19 protein-coding genes are annotated in these 19,513 nt (G+C 45.9%); all 19 read left to right on the top strand.

Annotated elements, in window-relative coordinates; genetic code table 11:
• Positions 1 to 32: 32 nt before the first annotated feature.
• The 19 genes from HW560_RS26855 to HW560_RS26765 all read left to right on the top strand — a co-directional run bounded on the left by HW560_RS26855 (position 33) and on the right by HW560_RS26765 (position 19,455).
• A complete protein-coding gene (locus HW560_RS26855) occupies positions 33 to 494 on the top strand; it encodes a chemotaxis protein CheW (protein ID WP_090896000.1) in 462 nt (153 codons plus the stop codon).
• A 37-nt stretch (positions 495 to 531) separates the two neighbouring features.
• Entirely contained in the window at positions 532 to 1,125 is a 594-nt protein-coding gene (locus HW560_RS26850) for a chemotaxis protein CheC (protein ID WP_090902137.1), read from the top strand.
• Complete coding sequence (locus HW560_RS26845; protein ID WP_063566391.1) at positions 1,118 to 1,615, top strand: chemotaxis protein CheD; 498 nt, start codon at positions 1,118 to 1,120, stop codon at positions 1,613 to 1,615. Before HW560_RS26850 ends, HW560_RS26845 begins: the two co-directional genes overlap by 8 nt.
• A gap of 3 nt (positions 1,616 to 1,618) precedes the next feature.
• Positions 1,619 to 2,062 carry a hypothetical protein gene (locus tag HW560_RS26840; protein ID WP_064639054.1) on the top strand — a complete coding sequence of 148 codons (444 nt, stop codon included), beginning with the start codon at positions 1,619 to 1,621 and terminating at the stop codon, positions 2,060 to 2,062.
• A gap of 15 nt (positions 2,063 to 2,077) precedes the next feature.
• Positions 2,078 to 2,866: a FliA/WhiG family RNA polymerase sigma factor gene (locus tag HW560_RS26835; RefSeq protein ID WP_072732409.1), complete on the top strand. Its 789-nt coding sequence runs from the start codon at positions 2,078 to 2,080 to the stop codon at positions 2,864 to 2,866.
• 70 nt (positions 2,867 to 2,936) lie between these two features.
• Positions 2,937 to 4,346 carry a flagellar assembly protein A gene (locus tag HW560_RS26830; RefSeq protein WP_090896002.1) on the top strand — a complete coding sequence of 470 codons (1,410 nt, stop codon included), beginning with the start codon at positions 2,937 to 2,939 and terminating at the stop codon, positions 4,344 to 4,346.
• Between the two features lie 52 nt (positions 4,347 to 4,398).
• Complete coding sequence (locus HW560_RS26825) at positions 4,399 to 4,713, top strand: hypothetical protein (RefSeq protein ID WP_179265159.1); 315 nt, start codon at positions 4,399 to 4,401, stop codon at positions 4,711 to 4,713.
• Between the two features lie 66 nt (positions 4,714 to 4,779).
• Positions 4,780 to 5,352, top strand: coding sequence for a DUF6115 domain-containing protein (locus HW560_RS26820; RefSeq protein ID WP_179265158.1), 573 nt, complete (start codon positions 4,780 to 4,782; stop codon positions 5,350 to 5,352).
• Between the two features lie 3 nt (positions 5,353 to 5,355).
• A complete protein-coding gene (locus tag HW560_RS26815; protein ID WP_090896009.1) occupies positions 5,356 to 5,988 on the top strand; it encodes an endolytic transglycosylase MltG in 633 nt (210 codons plus the stop codon).
• A 240-nt stretch (positions 5,989 to 6,228) separates the two neighbouring features.
• Positions 6,229 to 6,927: a 30S ribosomal protein S2 gene (rpsB, locus tag HW560_RS26810; RefSeq protein WP_024630243.1), complete on the top strand. Its 699-nt coding sequence runs from the start codon at positions 6,229 to 6,231 to the stop codon at positions 6,925 to 6,927.
• A 116-nt stretch (positions 6,928 to 7,043) separates the two neighbouring features.
• Positions 7,044 to 7,694 (top strand): translation elongation factor Ts, encoded by a 651-nt coding sequence (gene tsf / locus HW560_RS26805; RefSeq protein WP_062326078.1) that lies wholly within the window; start codon positions 7,044 to 7,046, stop codon positions 7,692 to 7,694.
• Between the two features lie 229 nt (positions 7,695 to 7,923).
• On the top strand, positions 7,924 to 8,652 hold the full coding sequence (gene pyrH / locus HW560_RS26800; RefSeq protein ID WP_024630245.1) for a UMP kinase: 729 nt from the start codon (positions 7,924 to 7,926) through the stop codon (positions 8,650 to 8,652).
• On the top strand, positions 8,652 to 9,206 hold the full coding sequence (gene frr / locus HW560_RS26795) for a ribosome recycling factor (RefSeq protein WP_090896011.1): 555 nt from the start codon (positions 8,652 to 8,654) through the stop codon (positions 9,204 to 9,206). Before pyrH ends, frr begins: the two co-directional genes overlap by 1 nt.
• 89 nt (positions 9,207 to 9,295) lie before the next feature.
• Complete coding sequence (locus HW560_RS26790; protein ID WP_063566384.1) at positions 9,296 to 10,063, top strand: undecaprenyl pyrophosphate synthase; 768 nt, start codon at positions 9,296 to 9,298, stop codon at positions 10,061 to 10,063.
• A 16-nt stretch (positions 10,064 to 10,079) separates the two neighbouring features.
• A complete protein-coding gene (locus tag HW560_RS26785; protein ID WP_090896013.1) occupies positions 10,080 to 10,874 on the top strand; it encodes a phosphatidate cytidylyltransferase in 795 nt (264 codons plus the stop codon).
• 67 nt (positions 10,875 to 10,941) lie between these two features.
• Positions 10,942 to 12,081: a 1-deoxy-D-xylulose-5-phosphate reductoisomerase gene (locus HW560_RS26780; RefSeq protein ID WP_179265157.1), complete on the top strand. Its 1,140-nt coding sequence runs from the start codon at positions 10,942 to 10,944 to the stop codon at positions 12,079 to 12,081.
• Positions 12,082 to 12,194: 113 nt separating this feature from the next.
• Entirely contained in the window at positions 12,195 to 13,466 is a 1,272-nt protein-coding gene (gene rseP, locus HW560_RS26775) for an RIP metalloprotease RseP (RefSeq protein ID WP_076289526.1), read from the top strand.
• A 62-nt stretch (positions 13,467 to 13,528) separates the two neighbouring features.
• Positions 13,529 to 14,983 (top strand): proline--tRNA ligase, encoded by a 1,455-nt coding sequence (gene proS / locus HW560_RS26770; RefSeq protein WP_090896017.1) that lies wholly within the window; start codon positions 13,529 to 13,531, stop codon positions 14,981 to 14,983.
• A gap of 152 nt (positions 14,984 to 15,135) precedes the next feature.
• Positions 15,136 to 19,455, top strand: a complete 4,320-nt coding sequence (locus tag HW560_RS26765; RefSeq protein ID WP_179265156.1) for a PolC-type DNA polymerase III — start codon at positions 15,136 to 15,138, stop codon at positions 19,453 to 19,455.
• The last annotated feature ends 58 nt before the right edge of the window (positions 19,456 to 19,513 follow it).

Genomic DNA, 19,513 nt, shown 5'->3' with positions numbered 1-19,513 from the left:
TAAGTCTTACATTTAATAGGGAGGTTTTTTCCATGGAAGAAGAGTTGAAAGTCATTGTCTTTAAATTAGGTTCCGAAGAGTATGGTATTGAGGTAGACAAGGTTCAGACGATCGAGCGTATGATGCCTATCACCCGTGTTCCGAAGACCTTCTCTTTTGTAAAAGGAGTTATTAACTTACGTGGTGTCGTTATTCCCGTCATTGATCTGCGTGGTCGCTTCGCTTTGCCGGAAACAGAATATACGGATCAAACCCGTATTGTCATTGTAGGTGTGGACGATATGCAAGTTGGCTTTATCGTTGATTCTGCAAATGATGTTATTGACATCAAACGAGATGCTATCGATAGTCCGCCTGAAGTGGTTGGTGGAGTCAAAGCAAGATACCTGCGCGGTGTAGCCAAGCTGGAGGATGCGCGCTTGTTGATAATGCTTAACCTGAACGAAGTATTAAATAAAAGCGAGATTGTACAGCTGGAAAGTATTGAGGGCTAACACCGTGGAGCTGTTCAACCGATTTGAGGGTTTCCAAATGGATGTACTCAAAGAGGTCGGTAACATTGGAGCAGGCAACGCCGCAACGGCGTTGTCTCAGCTTCTCAATAGACCGATTGACATGGGTGTACCCACAGTACAGATGCTTCCTTTTGAAGAAGTTGCTGAAAAAGTGGGCGGAGATGAACGTATTGTTGTGACTGTATTTCTTCGTGTTGAAGGCGAAGCACCAGGCAATCTGTTCTTCATGATGACGCCTGAGGCTGCCAAGATGCTGCTGAACCGGCTTGCCGGTTTTGATCTGAAGGAAGGTCTTGCATTCACGGAGATGGAACAATCGGCTCTGTCCGAAATCGGGAATATTTTGGCGGGTTCATACCTTTCTTCTTTGGCAGATTTCACAAAACTATCTATGTATCCAACCGTTCCTGGACTTGCTATTGATATGGCAGGAGCCATTTTGAGTTATGGTCTGTTGCAGTTTGGTGAAATGGGAGACGATGCATTATTGATTGACACATCTTTCTTTGAAGGTGAAGATCAGGTAGAGGGGCAATTTTTCCTGATTCCCGACCCGCCATCATTTGCTAAGATATTTGAATCTCTAGGGGTGCCACTGGATCATGATTGAGGACAAAAGCGTCGTTAAAGTCGGTATGGCGGATTTGAACATTGCTCATCTTCCCGGCGTAATCCGTACGACTGGCTTGGGCTCTTGTGTGGGATTAACAATGTATGATCCTCATCTGAAGCTTGCCGGAATGGCGCATGTCATGCTCCCCACTTCAGAGATTGCTCGTGAAGGAACTTTGAACAAAGCCAAATATGCAGATACCGCATTGCCGGAATTGTTACAAAGAATGATACAACTCGGTGCATCTCGTTCACGTATTGTGTCCAAAATGGCTGGAGGGTCTCAGATGTTTGCCTTCGCGGGAGCAGGGGATACGATGCGTATCGGACCGAGGAATGCGGATTCTTGTCGGGAATGGTTAGAAAAGCTTGGAATTCCACTCCTTGCCGAAGATACAGGTGGGAATTATGGACGAACGATTGAAATGGACTGTGAAACTGGACTTTTGACTATTCGAAGTGTCCAAATGGGTGTAAAGGAACTATAAGACATGATAGGAAACTACCGCATTAATCTTGGAGCAGGCATAGTCGGATTTATTCTGACTTTTTTTGTAGCATACAGCAGCAATGTGTTGATGACCAGTTTAATACGCGGGTTGATCGGCTTTGTAGCCTGGTTTGTCCTTGCTTATGGTTTACGCTGGGGACTGGGATTGCTGCTGAACCCTTCATCAGAGGGAAATGGGTATGGTTATGATTCACCGGGCGCTCAAGAACTAAGAGGTTCACAGGTGGACATTAAACTCGAAGACGATGGACAAGAGCTGAATGACTTGCTCAAACATGGACAGAACGCCTCCTCTGGGGAGAACCTTCCACCATCTGAGACGAAAGCTCCAACGGGATTTGCCCCTTTGGATCCGCCTAAACTTGTCCGGACCAAGGATCCGGAGGAGTTGGCGCAGGCCGTTCGTCACCTGACAGACAAATAAGGAGGGTGAAAGCAATTGAACGAGCGTAAAGCTTCACATCTGAACCACGCTGACTTGTGGGAAAAGTGGAAAGAACAAGGTGACCTTGAAGCCAAGAAAAGTTTGATCGAAAAGTACCTTCATATTGTAAACTATGTATCCGGACGTTTGGCTGTCGGTCTGCCCAAAAATGTTCCGAAAGATGATCTGGAAAGCAATGGAGTCATGGGATTAATTGATGCGTTGGAGAAATTTGACTATGAACGTGGTCTTCAATTTGAGACGTATGCATCCTGGCGGGTGCGCGGTGCCATTCTGGATGGTTTACGTCAGGGAGATTGGGTTCCTCGTTCCGTGCGGGAGAAAGCTAAGCGGATTGAAGATGCTTACCAACAGCTAGAGCAGACATATTTACGCTCCGTAAGTGATGAAGAAATGAGTCAGTATCTCGACGTGTCTACGAAAGACTTTCAACATATGCTTCAGGAAGTGGCAGTGATGTCGCTGTGCTCTCTGGAAGATCCAATCCGGGAAGAAGAGTCCGAGACTCGACTTTCATTAATGGTCGATGAAAAAGCCAAAAACCCGGATTACAAAGTAAATGAATTCTACTTAAAAGAAGCTTTAGTGCAAGGGCTAGAAAAATTGACGGTCAAAGAGAGAACGGTAGTTTCACTTTTATACTATGAAGATCTGTCTCTTAGTGAAATTGCTGAGGTAATGTCGCTTTCCCCGTCACGTATCTCGCAGCTGCACTCAAAGGCCATCTTACGGTTACGTGGAACACTGGATAAACAGAAAGACTTGCTTATGCGCAAAGATTAATTAATATATGAATATAGAGCTTTAACATTGGATATTGGGGAGTGGAAAGTCTAAAGGGGGAAGAAATGCATTGACACAGCAAACTGTTTTGGAACAGTGTTTGAGCATTGTTTTATCAGATGATAAAAGTACGGCCTACCTTGAATTTTCCAAACAGGATGAAGGTTTTGCCTGTACACCGGACGAACTCGAAAAATATTTAGCGAGTCAGGGTATTAAGTATGGTGTGCTGCGCGAAGCATTGCTTGTTTTTGTGAATCATCCTGAGACGTATGTGAAGGATCGATACAAGATTGCCGAAGGGATCAAACCAGTACCGGGAACGGATGGATTTATTAAAGTGCTGGTGGGCATGGACGATTCCAATGAACGCCGCCCTCTGGAGGCCGAGGATGGAAAAGTTGACTACAAAGAAGTGACTCGCTTAAACAATGTTCGAACAGGTCAAATCATTGCCGAACGAATTCCTCCTGTGGATGGCACGGTGGGAAGGGCTGTAACAGGTGAAGAAATACCATTTCGACCAGGGAAAGAAGCACGCTTCAAAGTGGGGAAAAATGTTGTTGTTAACCCTGATGGATCAGCGATGTATGCCGCTCTGGATGGATTGGTTACCAAAACAGATGGCAACAAACTGAATGTGTTTCCGGTATACGAGATTAATGGCGATGTGGATTATAACACCGGTAACATCGATTTTGTGGGTACGGTTGTCATTCGTGGCAATGTGCTTACCGGATTTAAAGTAAAAGCGGCGGGGGATATACGTGTCGTCGGAGGGGTCGAGGGAGCTGAACTGGAAGCAGGTGGCTCTGTCGAAATTACCGGCGGTATTATTGGTTATAACAAAGGGCTTATACAAGCCGGACATAACGTGAAATGTACGTTTATTCAAGAAGGTAACGTCGATGCGGCTGAAAACGTCCTGGTATCCCAAAGTATTATGCATTCCACGATTCGAGCAGGTCATGCGGTGATCTGTGAAGGCACTAAAGGACTTATCGTTGGCGGGTCGATCCAGGCTGGTGAAAACGTCTCGGCACGTGTTGTTGGCAACACCATGTCTACTGTGACTTCCATTGAAGTAGGCGTACTGCCTAAGCTCCGTAATGAGTTGAGTGACTTGCGTAAGGAAGTCAGGGAGCAGATGGATGCTTTGGATAAGACGAAAAAAGCTTTGACATTATTGGATCAGTTAGCTGCTGCAGGCCAACTGAGCCCGGATAAAATGTCCATGCGGATCAAACTAAGTGCTACACAAAAATCTGCCCTTCGTCTTAGCGAGGAAACGAAAACACGTATCTTTGAAATTGAGAAGGTACTTGAAGATACAAGCAGGGCTCGCGTCGATATTCATAAGATGATTTACGGTGGCTCTAAAATAGTTATCGGCAGATACACCAAATTTATTAAAGATCCGATAAGTCGAATTTCTTTTTATTATCATGATGGGGATATTACGATGGTTCCATTCGTTTAAGTACAGCATTCAGGCACATGAAGAAATCCATTCGATACCGTGAGGTGAGCGTATGAGTTTCAAAGCGGTTGAGCTGCAGATTGCCGTACCTAGAACAAGTGAGGCGGGGCGTTATCAGAGTGAAGCCCAGCAGAGACCGGTCATTGATCAGAACTTGCTGGCGGAACAAACGGCCAAAGAAGCAAATGAAGCAAGGCAACGAAGCGAGGCCTTGGATGAAACAGCGCATACAGATATTCGTGATGGCCAATCTAGAAACAAAGAGCAGCAGAGTGGCTCCAACGAACCTGAAGCTACTTCGGCCCTGGAACCTGCCAAACCTGCTGAGCATCCATACAAAGGTAAACATATTGACCTGTCGTTGTAATGGATAACATGTGACTCACGTGTAGTCTTGAACCTCGATGGCTGCATTAAAAGGAGAGAACCCAATTTGTCACCATGGATCATTATTGTCATATTAGGAGCCTGCGCAATTGCATATGCGCTTATCATGCCCAAGAAAAACAAGGTGCAGGAGCCTGGGCATCACCTGGTGCAAGAGATGGAATCTACGCTTGAACACTATATGGCTGAGATAGAAAACGACAATGATGCTCTTATTCAGCGTGTTGCTGAAATGAAGGGTGAGGCGACGGCGGCAGATCAGCGCATGCAATCACAGCTTCAGGAATTACAGCGGAGGCTGGATCAACTGGAAGAAAGTAAAGCGACACAAACAGATGTACCCTCCAATATAATTCCGGTACATAGCTCAAGCGGATTGCAAGCTCAGGCGCTTGTAGACAGTGTAAGAGCAGATTCGGCCCAACAGGTGTCAGAAGCAGACGAGCAGGCCGCTGAACAAGAATCTAAGCCTGTACGTGAATCCATTAAGGACCGATATGCAGAGCTGTTTAATTTATATGCTGAAGGAAAGTCAGTGGATGCCATTGCCAAGCAGACGGGCATACAACGTGGAGAAGTGCAGCTGATTTTACAGTTGGCAGAACGGGAGGAGAGCTAACAGATGGACAAGCGCTCCTTATGGATTGGACTTGGAAGTGGCATGATTGTTGGTGCGGTATTGCTGCAGCTTGCAACGGTTGGACAAAACGCACTGTCTGAGAGTAATCTCGACCCTGAACTGGCTACAGCCAACCTGACGATGGAACAGCTTGAAGCAGCCGCTAAGAGCATGGATATGAAGCTTGTAGCTTCTGATGATGAGCTGTATACAGAAGCTGAGTGGGTAGCGAAGAAGAAACAGGAAAGCAGTGAACTGCAGGGGAAAACGGCAACGGCACCTGAAGCGGCAGAATCGGCTGTGAAACCGGAGCAACCTGACGATCCAAAGCAACCTGATACCAATGAAAACGACAAACAGGACGAAGTAGATCAGCCAAAGACGACCGAACCGTCAACGCCTAATCGTCCAGAAGCTGCGGCTACTGTATCGTTCAAAGTACGTTCAGGCAACAGTCTGGCCATCGTGGCCGGGAATCTGGAGAAAGCCGGGATTGTCGATAGTGCACAAGCTTTCATAAAGGCTGGAAGAGCAGAGCGGATTAACACCAAAATACAGGTTGGTACCTATGACTTGGAAAAAGGCGAAAGCTTCAAATCTATTATCGCCAAGATTACAAAAGAACCGTCAAACTGAGTACGCTCAGGCAGGGCGGTTTTTTCGTATAAATAATGACAAGTTTTGTCTCGCTATGATGGATCAATAAATTGCTTTGAAAGACTGTTGCATCAGGCAATCAGTTATGCTATATTAGATAACGGTGTTAAAACACACGCATGTGCTAATTTTGTTGAGGGTGCTTTCCTGATGGAGAGTCTTGGCGAAAAATGATGCCGGCGGAGGACACAATAAAACCATATTAGGAGGTGTGTGAAGATGGCAGTAATCTCCATGAAGCAGCTTCTCGAAGCTGGGGTACACTTCGGTCACCAAACTCGTCGTTGGAACCCAAAAATGGATCGTTATATCTTCACTGAAAGAAACGGAATTTATATCATTGACTTGCAAAAGACAGTGAAAAAAGTCGAAGAGGCTTACAACTTCGTTAAAGGAATCGCAGGAGAGAATGGTACAATTCTTTTCGTGGGTACTAAGAAACAAGCTCAAGATTCCGTTAAAGAAGAAGCTGAACGCGCTGGTCAATTCTACATTAACCAACGTTGGCTCGGCGGTACCCTGACTAACTTCTCAACTATTCAAAAACGTATTGATCGTTTGAAACAGTTGGAAGCTTGGGAAGAAGACGGTACTTTCGCTGTATTGCCTAAAAAAGAAGTAATCTTGCTTCGCAAAGAGAAAGATCGTCTGGAGAAATTCCTCGGCGGTATTAAAAATATGAAAGGCCTGCCAAGCGCCCTGTTCATCATCGATCCGCGCAAAGAGCGTATCGCTGTTGCGGAAGCTCGCAAATTGGGTATCCCAATTGTAGGTATCGTTGATACAAACTGCGATCCGGATGAGATCGATTATGTAATTCCGGGTAACGACGACGCAATTCGCGCCGTTAAGCTGTTGACAGGTAAAATGGCTGATGCCGTTATCGAAGCTAACCAAGGCGAAGAAACTTCCGCTTAATAGATTCGAACATATCTAATGAATTAAATGAAAAGGGTGGTTGGTAGGTGGATAACCTCTCACTGCCCTTTTTTTAGAGTGTACGTACAATTACTTATTTTTGGAGGGAATTAATAATGGCAGTTAATGCGAGTGCAGTAAAAGAACTCCGTGAAAAAACGGGCGCAGGTATGCTCGATTGTAAAAAAGCACTGGAAGAAGCAAACGGTGACATCACGAAAGCAGCTGAATTGCTTCGTGAAAAAGGTCTGTCAGCAGCAGCAAGCAAAGCTGGCCGTGCAGCAACTGAAGGTGTTGTAGAATCTTATATTCACGCTGGTGGCCGTATTGGTGTGCTGGTAGAAGTTAACTGTGAAACTGACTTTGTTGGTAAAACAGATCAATTCAAAGATTTCGTTAAGGACATCGCTATGCAAATCGCAGCAGCGAGCCCGAAATTTGTAACTCGTGAAGAAGTTCCTACAGAAGAGCTGGAAAAAGAGAAAGAAATCCTGAAAGCTCAAGCTCTGAACGAAGGCAAACCAGAAAAAATCGTTGAGAAAATGGTTGAAGGCCGTATCGGTAAATATTACGAAGAATTCTGCCTGTTGGAGCAAACCTTTGTTAAAGATCCAGACAAAACGATCTCCCAACTGTTGAACGAAAAAATTAGCCAAATCGGTGAAAACATCTCCATCCGTCGTTTCGTTCGTTACGAACTGGGTGAAGGTCTTGAGAAAAAAGTAGACAACTTCGTAGAAGAAGTTATGTCCCAAGTAAACAAATAAGACGGTTTTCAAATCGGCAAGCAGAAATGATTTTCGAAGATATAAGAATGATGAAACTTCGAAGCGCTACTCCCTTATATCCCAGGAAAACAATGCCTTACCGGTTGAACGTTTTTCCTAAAAGAGCGGAACACAACTGTGTTCCTTTCTTTTTAAGCAGGAGGCCATGCGCGAGAAGTTTTGTTGATTGAACGCCGAAAGTGTTCAATTCAAAGTGGAGGGTGAATAATTGGAACAGCCAGTATTTAAACGTGTTGTCTTAAAGGTCAGCGGAGAGTCTCTTTCCGGTCAAAATGGCTACGGTATTGATGCAGAGACGATCTCGTCGATTGCCCAGCAAGTAAAAGAAGTAGTTGAACTAGGTGTACAGGTTGCCATCGTATGCGGCGGCGGAAACATCTGGCGTGGAATTGCCGGTAGCGAGAACGGCATCGACAGAGCGACTGCGGATTATATGGGGATGCTGGCGACGGTTATGAACTCGCTCGCACTGCAAGATGCATTGGAACAGATTGAAGTACCTACTCGCGTACAGACATCGATTGCTATGCAGCAAATTGCAGAGCCTTATATTCGTCGTAGAGCTATTCGTCATCTGGAGAAAGGCCGGGTCGTTATTTTTGCAGCAGGTACAGGTAACCCGTTCTTCTCCACCGATACAACAGCAGCACTGCGCGCAGCAGAGATCGAAGCAGAAGTCATCTTGATGGCCAAAAATAAAGTGGATGGTGTATACTCAGCAGATCCGTTTAAAGACAGCACCGCTGTCAAGTTTGATCAGTTGACTTACATGGATATACTTAACAAAGATCTTGGTGTAATGGACTCAACGGCGTCCTCGCTGTGTAAGGACAACAACATTCCGTTGATCGTATTTGCCATTACGGAACAAGGTAACATCAAACGTGTTGTTCTTGGTGAACGCATCGGGACAATCGTTAAAGGGAGTGTAGATTAATGCCACAAGCGGTTAAAAAACATGCCGAAGAACGTATGGATAAAGCGATTCAAGCGTTACGACGTGATCTTGCCACTTTGCGTGCAGGTCGTGCAACTCCGGCTCTTCTCGACCGGATTCAAGTGGAGTATTACGGTGCAATGACTCCGCTCAACCAATTGGCTAATATCAGTACACCGGATTCCCGGACACTGCTGATCCAGCCGTGGGATAAATCCTCCATGGGGGACATTGAGCGTGCAATTATGAAATCCGATCTTGGTCTTACGCCAGCGAACGACGGAACTATGATTCGTCTGTCCATTCCAGCACTTACGGAAGAACGCAGACAAGAACTTGTGAAGTTGACGAAAAAGTTTGGTGAAGAAGGCAAAGTAGCCATTCGTAATATTCGCCGTGATGCGAATGATGATATTAAAAAAATGGAGAAGTCAGACATTTCCGAGGACGAGTCCCGGAGACATCAAGACGACATCCAAAAATCGACCGACAAGTTTATTGCTGAAGTCGATAAGGTACTCGCTGCCAAAGAAAAAGAAATCATGGAAGTGTAAGACAAGCGCAGCCCCTCCAATACGGTGGGGTTTTGTCTCTTTTTCCAAGCTTCAGGTGAAGAAACTTCAGGGATTTTGGAGGAACAGGAATGATCAAACGGGTTCGGTCGTGGTGGAATGGGGCTGACAAGCAGGAAACGCTGACTATATCCGAGGATAATATCCCGCAGCACGTCGCCATCATTATGGACGGCAATGGACGATGGGCGAAACGTTTGGGTCTCCCACGAATAGCTGGCCACCAGAATGGGATGAAGGCGGTCAAACGTGCGACCATCGCGGCGGATGAACTGGGCATCAAATATCTGACGATGTACGCTTTTTCGACAGAAAACTGGACGCGTCCAAAAGAAGAAGTGGATTTTCTGATGCGGCTTCCGCAAGAATTTTTGGCGATAGAGCTGGATGAGCTTATAGAAAAAAATGTACGCATCCGTATGATGGGCCAGGAGGAGCACTTGCCTTCCCATACCATTAATGCTTTGCGTGAAGCTATTCGTCTTACGGAACATAACACAGGACTTGTTTTGAATTTTGCAATGAACTACGGAAGTCGTCGCGAAATGACAGACTGTGTCAAACAGATCGCTCTGCAGGTAAAGTCGGGGGAATTATCGGCAGACGACATTACGCCTGAACTCATTGACAGACATATGCTCACTGGAGATATGCCTGATCCGGATTTGCTGATCCGGACGAGCGGAGAGTTGAGATTAAGCAATTTCATGCTTTGGCAGCTTGCATATAGCGAATTATGGTTTACGGATATATACTGGCCCGAATTTGGCAAAAAGCATTTGCTTGAAGCAGTAGCCGAATATCAGCGCAGAACAAGGCGTTACGGCGGTTTGAAATAGATGGAGGATGAAGCCGTTGAAACAGCGATTAACGACAGGAATCATAGCAGGTGTGTTGTTTTTGGGTTTTTGCATGCTGGGCGGACCCTGGTACCATGGTTTGGTATTGCTTATGGCTCTCATCGGTTATTATGAATTTGTGAAAATGACCGGGGTACAGCCTTTTTCAGGTGTAGCCCTAATCGGTTATGCAGGTATCTTTGCAATTGTGTTTCCTTGGGAAATGGTATGGGAAGCCAGGCCGCTAACGTTATTCCAGATTGGCTGGCTTGTGATGCTTGTATTAATGACGGCGTCTGTTGTAACTAAAAACAAGATTCCTGTGAATACAGTCGCCATGCTCTTTCTGGGAGTAATGTATATTGGAATCGGTTTTTATTACATCGCGGAATCCAGACACTTGCATCATGGGCTGTTCTGGACGTTCCTGCTTCTGGGCTCCATATGGGCAAGTGATGCAGGTGCCTATTTTGTAGGGAAACTTATCGGGAAGAACAAACTTTGGCCTTCGATCAGTCCTAACAAAACGGTGGAGGGTGCGCTGGGTGGTATTATAATCGCAGTAGTCACTTCTGTTGTTTTTGCATGGGTGTCAGACGGCTTGTTGTCTTGGCAAAGAGCGATCTGGATTGGGGTTGCATGTGCGGTTGTAGGACAGATGGGAGATTTGATTCAATCTGCTTACAAACGTGTGTATAACATCAAAGATTCCGGTAATTTGCTCCCGGGGCATGGTGGTATTCTGGATCGGTGCGACAGCTGGATTGTCGTTTTTCCATTCGTACATATACTAATGCTTCTGCCCTATTAAAAATGAGCACAAGCCACATGACGAACGATTTGTCATAGGCATTGGATAAATAAAGATGAGGTGCAGCATGAAAAAAATTGCGATTCTCGGGTCAACCGGTTCCATTGGAACCCAGACACTGGATGTAGTCGATATGCATCCCGAACGCTTTCAAGTAGAAGGACTTGCTGCTGGGGGCAATATAGAATTGCTGATTGAGCAAGCGAAGCGTTATCGGCCCAAAAAGGTATCGGTTGGCTCAAAAAAGTTAGCAGAGACCGTAGCTCCGCACTTGCCTGCCGAAACGCAGCTTTTTTATGGCAAAGAAGGACTGGTGGAAGTCGCTGCCGGCACGGATGCAGATACGGTTGTTACTGCCGTAATGGGAAGTGTTGGGCTTGAGTCGACCCTGGCTGCTATTGATGCAGGCAAACAGATCGGGCTGGCTAACAAGGAGACGCTAATTACAGCGGGACACATTGTTACTGCCAGAGCAGTTGCGAAAGGGGTACCGATTCTGCCTGTGGATAGTGAGCACTCAGCTATCTTCCAATGCTTGAATGGAGAACCCCGTGAACGTGTGATGGGAATTACGCTAACTGCCTCTGGAGGATCATTCCGTGATTTGACTCGTGAACAGCTGAAGGAAGTTACCGTAGAAGATGCACTCAAACATCCCAACTGGTCGATGGGCTCGAAGATCACGATAGACTCGGCGACGATGGTGAATAAAGGTCTAGAAGTTATTGAAGCGCATTGGCTTTTTGGTTTAAGTTATGATCAGATTGAAGTGCTGCTTCACCCGGAGAGCATCATTCATTCCTACGTGGAGTTCAATGATACGAGCATTATTGCACAGCTTGGCAATCCGGACATGCGCGTTCCGATTCAGTACGCATTGACCTATCCAGACCGCTTGCCATCACCTGCACAACGTCTATCCCTAGCACAAGCGGGCAAGCTGCATTTCCGTGAGATGGATTTGGAACGGTTCCCTTGTTTAAGAATGGCATACGAGTGTGGTAAAATGGGGGGAACCGCAACAACGGCGTTTAATGCAGCCAATGAGGTTGCCGTAGCACGTTTCTTGCGTAAAGAGATTTCGTTCCTTAAAATAGAGGATATTATTGCTTCTGTGCTGGATGCGCACCGCAATGTGGACGAGCCTGATCTGGAGGAAATCGCAAGATGTGATCAGGAAATCCGTCAACTTGCGTTCAGTCTGTAATCTCTTTTTTCAAGATAAAATGGAAGAAGTGATTCTCTTGTGCGGCATCAGAGAATAATGATAATCTAAAGGGACAGACTGCGGTTCGTGCCGTGAAGGAGGATGGATAGGGATTGGAAACCATACAAGTGGTATTTCTAACGGTGCTCATGTTCTTTGTCATCGTGACGGTTCATGAATGGGGACATTATTATTTTGCCAAACGCGCCGGTATTCTTGTACGGGAATTTGCGATCGGTTTTGGTCCCAAATTGTTCTCATATAAAAGAAACGAGACCCAGTTCACACTGCGTTTGCTGCCTTTTGGCGGATATGCACGTATGGCAGGGGAAGACCCGGAACTAGTAGAGATTCAAGAAGGTCAGACCATTGCAGTAAGATCAGCGGATGACCAAGTCAAAATGATCTACCTCGATCAATTGGATAATCGAAAAAATGTCATTCGTGGTGAAGTCATCTCCATTGATATGGAGAATGCATTGAAATTGCAACTTGATGTGGATGGCGAAATTCAGCAGTACCGGATACATCCGCAAGCGATGCTCGTGAGCCGTGGAAAACAAACGCAGATTGCACCGAAAGATCGCCAATTTGGCAGTAAAACGGTAGGTCAGCGGGCAATGGCGATTTTTGCCGGTCCACTCATGAATTTCATCCTGGCCTTTGTTTTATTTGCAGTCTATGCACAGATGGCTGGGGTTCCAGTTGAGAATCCGAAAAATCTGGAGATTGGTGAAGTGCTTGAAGGTGGAGCTGCCTACCAGGCAAATTTGCAAAAGGGAGATATCATTGAGACGATCAATGGTACTGCTATTGGTACGGATTCGCAAAAAATGGTGAGCATGATTGCCGATTCCAAAGACAAACCAATGGAATGGACACTGCGCCGGGGGAATGAAACGTTTAATATTACGATCACACCTCGCGCGGTAGAAGGCCAGGAAGGCGGCAAAGTGGGTATTGTACCTACCCTGCCAACTCGTTCTGTTGGATTCGTGGAAACATTTAAAGTGTCCGGAGTAGCCATGGTGGATACGACCAGAGTGATTTTTGAAGGATTCAGACATCTCATTAATCAATTTAACATGGACGATATCGGTGGTCCGGTGCGTACGTTTGAGGTTACGGGCCAGATTGCAAAACAGGGGATTGAGCAATTAACCAGATGGGCTGCCATTTTGAGCCTTTATCTCGGTATCTTCAACCTGTTGCCTATCCCTGCGCTTGACGGTAGCCGTTTGGTTTTCCTGGGGATTGAGGCGCTTCGTGGCAGACCTGTTGACCCGAACCGGGAAGGTATGGTTCATTTTGTCGGCTTCGCCATGTTGTTTGTACTGATGCTGGCAGTAACATATAATGATATATTACGATTAATTAACGGATAATTATGGTTTGACTACGCTCTGTTTATTCAGAGATAGTCGTAATGGGAGGACGCTGGAGTCTTATGTCAAAGGAAAATGATAAACAGTTCGTGACTGAAATTACACCTCAGGGCGAGGATTTCTCACGCTGGTACATTGATGTTATTAAAAAAGCTGATCTCATGGACTATGCACCCGTACGCGGTTGTATTGTTTTCAAACCAGACGGATTTGAGATCTGGGAACATATTAAGGATGAGTTGGATCGTCGTTTCCGTGAAACGGGCCATCGCAATGCTTACTTCCCGATGTTCATTCCTGAGAGCTTTTTCCAAAAAGAAAAAGAACATGTTGAAGGCTTCAATCCCGAATTGCCTTGGGTTACGGAAGCTGGGGGAGAGAAGCTGGAAGAACGTCTGGCAATCCGTCCTACATCCGAAACGATTATTGGTCACATGTATTCCAAGTGGATTCAGTCTTATCGGGATCTTCCGGTATTGATCAACCAGTGGGCTAACGTAGTCCGTTGGGAAAAAAGAACGTTGCCTTTCCTTCGCACAAGTGAGTTCCTGTGGCAGGAAGGTCACACTGCGCATGAGACCGAAGAAGAAGCACGTGAAGAAACGATGAAAATGCTTCAGATTTATCGTGAAGTGGTTGAAGAGTATTTGGCTATTCCGGTAATTGTGGGTCAGAAAACCAAATCCGAGAAGTTTGCGGGTGCGGTGGATACGTACTCGATCGAAGCCATGATGAAGGATGGACGTGCTGTACAAGCAGGTACATCACACTACATGGGAACGAACTTTGCAAAAGCATTTGAAATTCAGTATCTTAGCCGGAATAATGTGCTGGAGCTGGCTTACACCACTTCATGGGGGGTAAGCACACGTCTAATCGGTGCGTTAATCATGGTTCACGGGGATGACCGTGGTCTGGTTCTTCCTCCTAAAGTTGCACCAACACAAGTGGTTATGATTCCAATTGGACCGCCAAAAACACGTGATGCCGTTGTAGGCCGTGCGGACGAGTTGTTCGCTGAACTGAAACAAGCGGGAATTCGTGTGAAAATGGATGATCGCAGTGATGTTCGTCCAGGCTGGAAATTCAATGAATACGAGATGCGTGGTGTTCCAATTCGTCTCGAAATTGGTCCGCGTGATATGGAGAACGGTGTGTGTGTTCTCGTTTCCCGGATTACTGGAGAGAAGAAAGTTGTTGAACAAGCAAATCTGGTGGAAGAAATCCAGACGATGCTGACTCAAGTGCAAGCCGATATGCTGCAACGTGCTCGCACGTTTATGTCGGACAACTTCTACTCTGTAGATACGCTTGATGAGATGAAAGAACTAATGGAGAACAAACGCGGGTTCACACTGGCTGGATGGTGTGGTTCTGAAGCTTGCGAAGATAAAGTAAGAGAAGTAACAGGTGCAACAAGCCGGAACATCCCGTTCCAGCCTGCGGAAGAAAAGCATACGTGCCTGGCTTGTGGTGAACAAGCGAAACACACGGTAGTGTTTGCAAGAGCGTACTAAGTCAGGAAGAATTGACTAACAGCACTTATTCACCGTAAGGGTAAGGAATGGAGAGCTTCTGTCGGATAAAATGAGTCGGTGCGGGTTCGGATCGGGGACATTTTTGAATGCAGAGGCTTTTCCTGTTTTAAGGGGGTACAAGGAGGAACACGATGAGTGGATTCGAGGAGAAGAGAAAACGGTTTGAGTTGTTGATGAAACAGACGGAGCTTCCGGCTGGCCTGATGGAGCCCTACTTTTTGGATGGATGGATTGAACGGGTGGAGACAAGCCGTAGCAACCGCGACTGGACGATTGTGATTGCGAAGGATACCTTGGTACCTGCTCCAATCTATCGTACTTTTTGCTTGCATATCCAGGAGAAAATGAATCATATTTCCAAGATTACGTTTGGATTCAAATATAGTGAGCAGGTCGCGATTGGTGATATTGTCAGTGAATATTGGAACCTGTTCCTTGAATGGGTTACACGAGAGATCCCATCTGTTAATGGTTGGATGAATCGTACCAAGTTTGAATGTGAAGCAGATCTGCTGCAATTGACCATGAGTGATGCCATGTCGATGGAGCTTGCGAAGAAGAAGCAGATTGACCAGGCTATAACTACTTTTTATGATAAATATTTTCAACTGCCTATACGGGTCAAATTGTTGGTTGGTGAGGTTGAAAGCAATAAAGAGGCGATGGAACAATTTCAGCTCAAGAAGCGGGAAGAGGAGCTTCAAGTTATTGAGCAGATGATGAGTGAAGTCGACTCGGAAATGCCTGAAGAGGAAGAACAAGGCGATGTTCGCTTACAAATGGGATATGAGATCAAGGAACCGGCTGTACCTATGCAGGAAATTCAAGATGAAGAGAAAAAGGTTACGTTGCAGGGAACAATCTTCGGTCTGGATCGCAAGGAATTGCGGAACGGAAATACCTTGTTTACTTTTTATCTGACGGATTTCACAGATTCCATGCAAATGAAGATGTTTGCCAAAACAAAAGAGGATGTCAAAATCCTCAGCTTGCTGGCTAATGGAAAATGGGTAAAAGTCCGTGGCCGTGTAGAATACGACCGGTTTATGCAAATTCCAGAACTGGCCATGATTCCTTCAGATTTGATGGAAGTAAAGGCACCGCCATCCCGTAAGGATAATGCAGCTGAGAAACGGGTTGAGTTCCATCTGCACTCTACCATGAGTACAATGGATGCCGTAACTTCAATCGACAAATACGTGAAAACTGCAGCGGAATGGGGACACAAGGCAATCGCCGTAAGTGATCATGGCGGTGTGCAGGTGTATCCGGAGGCGTCCAAAGCGGCCAAGAAAAACGGAATTAAAATGATCTACGGCCTTGAGGCCAATGTGGTAAACGATTCGGTTGCTGTAGTTATGGCACCACAGCCGTTGGAACTCAAATCAGCGACCTATATCGTGTTTGATATTGAGACCACAGGTTTGTCTGTAACCCAGAACAAAATCATCGAGATTGCGGCAGTGAAGGTAGTGGACGGTAAAGAAATTGACCGCTTTGCTACGTTTGTAAATCCACATGAGCGCATCCCATACAACATTCAGCAGCTGACTAACATTAACGATGAAATGGTGAAGGATGCACCTGAGCTAGAACCGGTTATTCGTGATTTTGTAGAGTTTGCCGGAGATGGCGTATTGGTTGCGCATAATGCAAGATTCGATATGGGCTTTATTCAGGCTTCATTGAAAAAGCTTGGCATGCCTGAGCTTCCGAATCCCGTTCTGGATACGTTGGAACTTGCACGACTCCTATATCCAAAAATGAAGAATCACCGTCTGAATACGCTGGCAGATAAATATAAAGTAGCACTGGAAAGTCATCACCGGGCGATTGATGATACGATTGCGCTCGCAGGAATACTGAATGGATTGGTTAATGATGCTGCCCAGATGAAAGGCTTGACCATGCTTGATCGGCTTAACGATTATGTCGGAGTTGATCTCTCGAATACGCGTCCATTCCATTGTGGAATCTATGCTTTGAATGATGTCGGCAAAAAGAACCTTTATAAACTGGTATCTCTTTCTCATACGGAGCATTTCAAGCGGGTTCCATGTATTCCAAAATCGAAGCTGATCAATTTGCGTGAAGGTCTCATTATTTTATCCGGTTGTGAAAAAGGTGAGTTTTTCGAGGCAGTGCTGAACAAATCACTTGAAGAGGCGGAAGAGATCGCGCATTTCTATGACATTTTGGAAATCCAGCCTCTCACCATGTACATGCATTTGGTGGACAAAGGGCTGGTGGCTACACCAGAGGAATTGAAGCTCGCGGTTCGTAAAGTAGTCGATATTGGTCAAAAATTGGGGAAACCAGTCATAGCCACAGGTAACGTGCATTATCTGGAGCCGCGCGACAAGCTATATCGGGATATCACCATTCACGGAATTACAGGCTTCAGCCCGCTCAAGGATCAACGTAAACCGGATGCTCACCTAAGAACGACGGATGAAATGCTGGAAGAGTTCCAGTACCTGGGCCAAGATAAAGCCTACGAAGTCGTCGTTACGAATACGGTTGAATTGGCGGATCGATTCGAGGAAATCAAGCTGTTCCCGGACAAGCTGTTTACTCCGATTCTGGAAGGTGCAGACGATGAAATTCGTAATACCTGCTATAATACCGCCAAATCAATTTATGGTGAGGAACTACCGGAAGTCATTGTGGCACGACTGGAGAAAGAATTGAATCCAATCATCAAATACGGTTTCTCTGCCAACTATCTGATCTCGGAACGTTTGGTTAAAAAATCGAATCAAGACGGCTACCTTGTCGGCTCCCGGGGATCGGTTGGTTCGTCTGTAGTTGCTACTTTCCTGGGGATTTCCGAGGTTAATCCATTGCCAGCACACTATATTTGTGTGAATCCGGAGTGTAAACACAGTGAGTGGTTCCTCGACGGCAGTGTGCCAAGTGGATTTGACCTTCCTGAGAAAGAATGCCCTAATTGTGGAGGCCGATTAAAAGGCGAAGGACAGGATATTCCGTTTGAGACTTTCCTTGGTTTTAAAGGGGACAAGGTTCCCGATATTGACTTGAACTTCTCAGGTGATTATCAACCGCATGCCCATAACTATACCAAGGTGCTTTTCAGCGAAAAGAGTGTGTTCCGTGCGGGCACAATTGGTACAGTCGCTGAGAAAACGGCGTTTGGTTTTGCCAAGAAATACGAGGAAGAACATCATAAGAAATGGCGCGGCGCTGAGCTGAACCGTTTGGCTTCCGGTTGTACCGGGGTAAAACGTAGCACAGGACAGCATCCCGGTGGTATTGTCGTTGTACCGGATTACATTGAAGTGGAAGATGTAACGCCTGTTCAATTCCCGGCGGATGATGTTAATGCGGAGTGGAAAACCACACACTTTGACTACCACGCCTTCGAAGAGAACTTGCTAAAACTTGATATTCTGGGGCACGATGATCCAACCATGATGCGGATGCTGCAGGATTTGACGGGTGTCGATCCTACAACTATTCCGATGAATGATCCTAAGGTCATGAGCATGTTCAACTCGACGGAGGCACTGGGTGTTACACCAGAGCAGATTCGTTCACCAGTTGCCACTTTTGGTGTACCGGAGATGGGGACGAAGTTTGTACGTCAGATGCTTGTCGAATCCCAGCCTTCCTCTTTTGCCGATCTACTCCAGATCTCCGGATTGTCTCATGGTACGGGGGTATGGCTTGGTAACGCACAAGATCTAATCAAAAATGGAACATGTAACATCAAAACGGTGATTGGTTGCCGGGATGATATCATGTTGTTCCTGATCTATAAGGCGGGCATGGACGCGAGTCTTGCCTTTAAAATTACGGAGAGTGTGCGTAAGGGACGTGGTTTGCCGCAAGAATGGATTGATGAGATGAAAAATTGCAAGGTGCCGCAATGGTACATTGATTCCTGTCTTAAAATCCAGTACATGTTTCCGAAGGCCCACGCGGCCGCTTACGTTATCTCGGCAGTGCGTACAGCTTTCTTTAAGCTGTATCACCCCATTGAATACTATGCGACATACTTCACAGTTCGTGCGGATGAGTTTGACATTGAACTGGTATGTCAGGGCTATGAGCCCATCTATCGGAAGATTGTAGAGATTGAACAATTAGGTTTCCAGGCACCGCCAAAAGAGAAGAACATGCTGCCTGTCCTTGAGATGGCATTGGAAATGGCAGCTCGCGGATTCTCGCTCAAACCGATTGATCTGTATCGTTCGGAAGCGACGAAGTTTATCGTTGACGGAAATTCACTTATTCCTCCGTTCTCGGCATTGGGCGGAATCGGGGATAATGCTGCACGCAATATCGCTGCGGCAAGAGAGCATGGAGAGTTTCTGTCGATTGAAGATTTCCAGCAGAAGTCCAAAGCAAGTAAAACAATTGTTGAGCTGCTAACGGGTATGGGATGCTTCCGTGGTTTGCCGGAAAGCAATCAATTATCCTTGTTCTAAAATGGCATTTTGCGTATCTAATTATGGTCTGTGATGTGATTACGTAAATTTTTCTTCA

This window comes from Paenibacillus sp. E222, assembly GCF_013401555.1.
Lineage (GTDB): Bacteria > Bacillota > Bacilli > Paenibacillales > Paenibacillaceae > Paenibacillus.
The sequence above is the reverse complement of the archived record's forward strand: the minus strand, read 5'-3'. Positions and strand labels throughout refer to the sequence as shown.

What these genes read in the sequence shown, in the direction of transcription:
- HW560_RS26855 (WP_090896000.1), top strand. Translation starts at nt 33, where the DNA reads ATGGAAGAAGAGTTGAAAGTCATTGTCTTTAAATTAGGTTCCGAAGAG.
- HW560_RS26850 (WP_090902137.1), top strand. Translation starts at nt 532, where the DNA reads ATGGATGTACTCAAAGAGGTCGGTAACATTGGAGCAGGCAACGCCGCA.
- HW560_RS26845 (WP_063566391.1), top strand. Translation starts at nt 1,118, where the DNA reads ATGATTGAGGACAAAAGCGTCGTTAAAGTCGGTATGGCGGATTTGAAC.
- HW560_RS26840 (WP_064639054.1), top strand. Translation starts at nt 1,619, where the DNA reads ATGATAGGAAACTACCGCATTAATCTTGGAGCAGGCATAGTCGGATTT.
- HW560_RS26825 (WP_179265159.1), top strand. Translation starts at nt 4,399, where the DNA reads ATGAGTTTCAAAGCGGTTGAGCTGCAGATTGCCGTACCTAGAACAAGT.
- HW560_RS26815 (WP_090896009.1), top strand. Translation starts at nt 5,356, where the DNA reads ATGGACAAGCGCTCCTTATGGATTGGACTTGGAAGTGGCATGATTGTT.
- rpsB (WP_024630243.1), top strand. Translation starts at nt 6,229, where the DNA reads ATGGCAGTAATCTCCATGAAGCAGCTTCTCGAAGCTGGGGTACACTTC.
- tsf (WP_062326078.1), top strand. Translation starts at nt 7,044, where the DNA reads ATGGCAGTTAATGCGAGTGCAGTAAAAGAACTCCGTGAAAAAACGGGC.
- frr (WP_090896011.1), top strand. Translation starts at nt 8,652, where the DNA reads ATGCCACAAGCGGTTAAAAAACATGCCGAAGAACGTATGGATAAAGCG.
- HW560_RS26790 (WP_063566384.1), top strand. Translation starts at nt 9,296, where the DNA reads ATGATCAAACGGGTTCGGTCGTGGTGGAATGGGGCTGACAAGCAGGAA.
- HW560_RS26780 (WP_179265157.1), top strand. Translation starts at nt 10,942, where the DNA reads ATGAAAAAAATTGCGATTCTCGGGTCAACCGGTTCCATTGGAACCCAG.
- proS (WP_090896017.1), top strand. Translation starts at nt 13,529, where the DNA reads ATGTCAAAGGAAAATGATAAACAGTTCGTGACTGAAATTACACCTCAG.
- HW560_RS26765 (WP_179265156.1), top strand. Translation starts at nt 15,136, where the DNA reads ATGAGTGGATTCGAGGAGAAGAGAAAACGGTTTGAGTTGTTGATGAAA.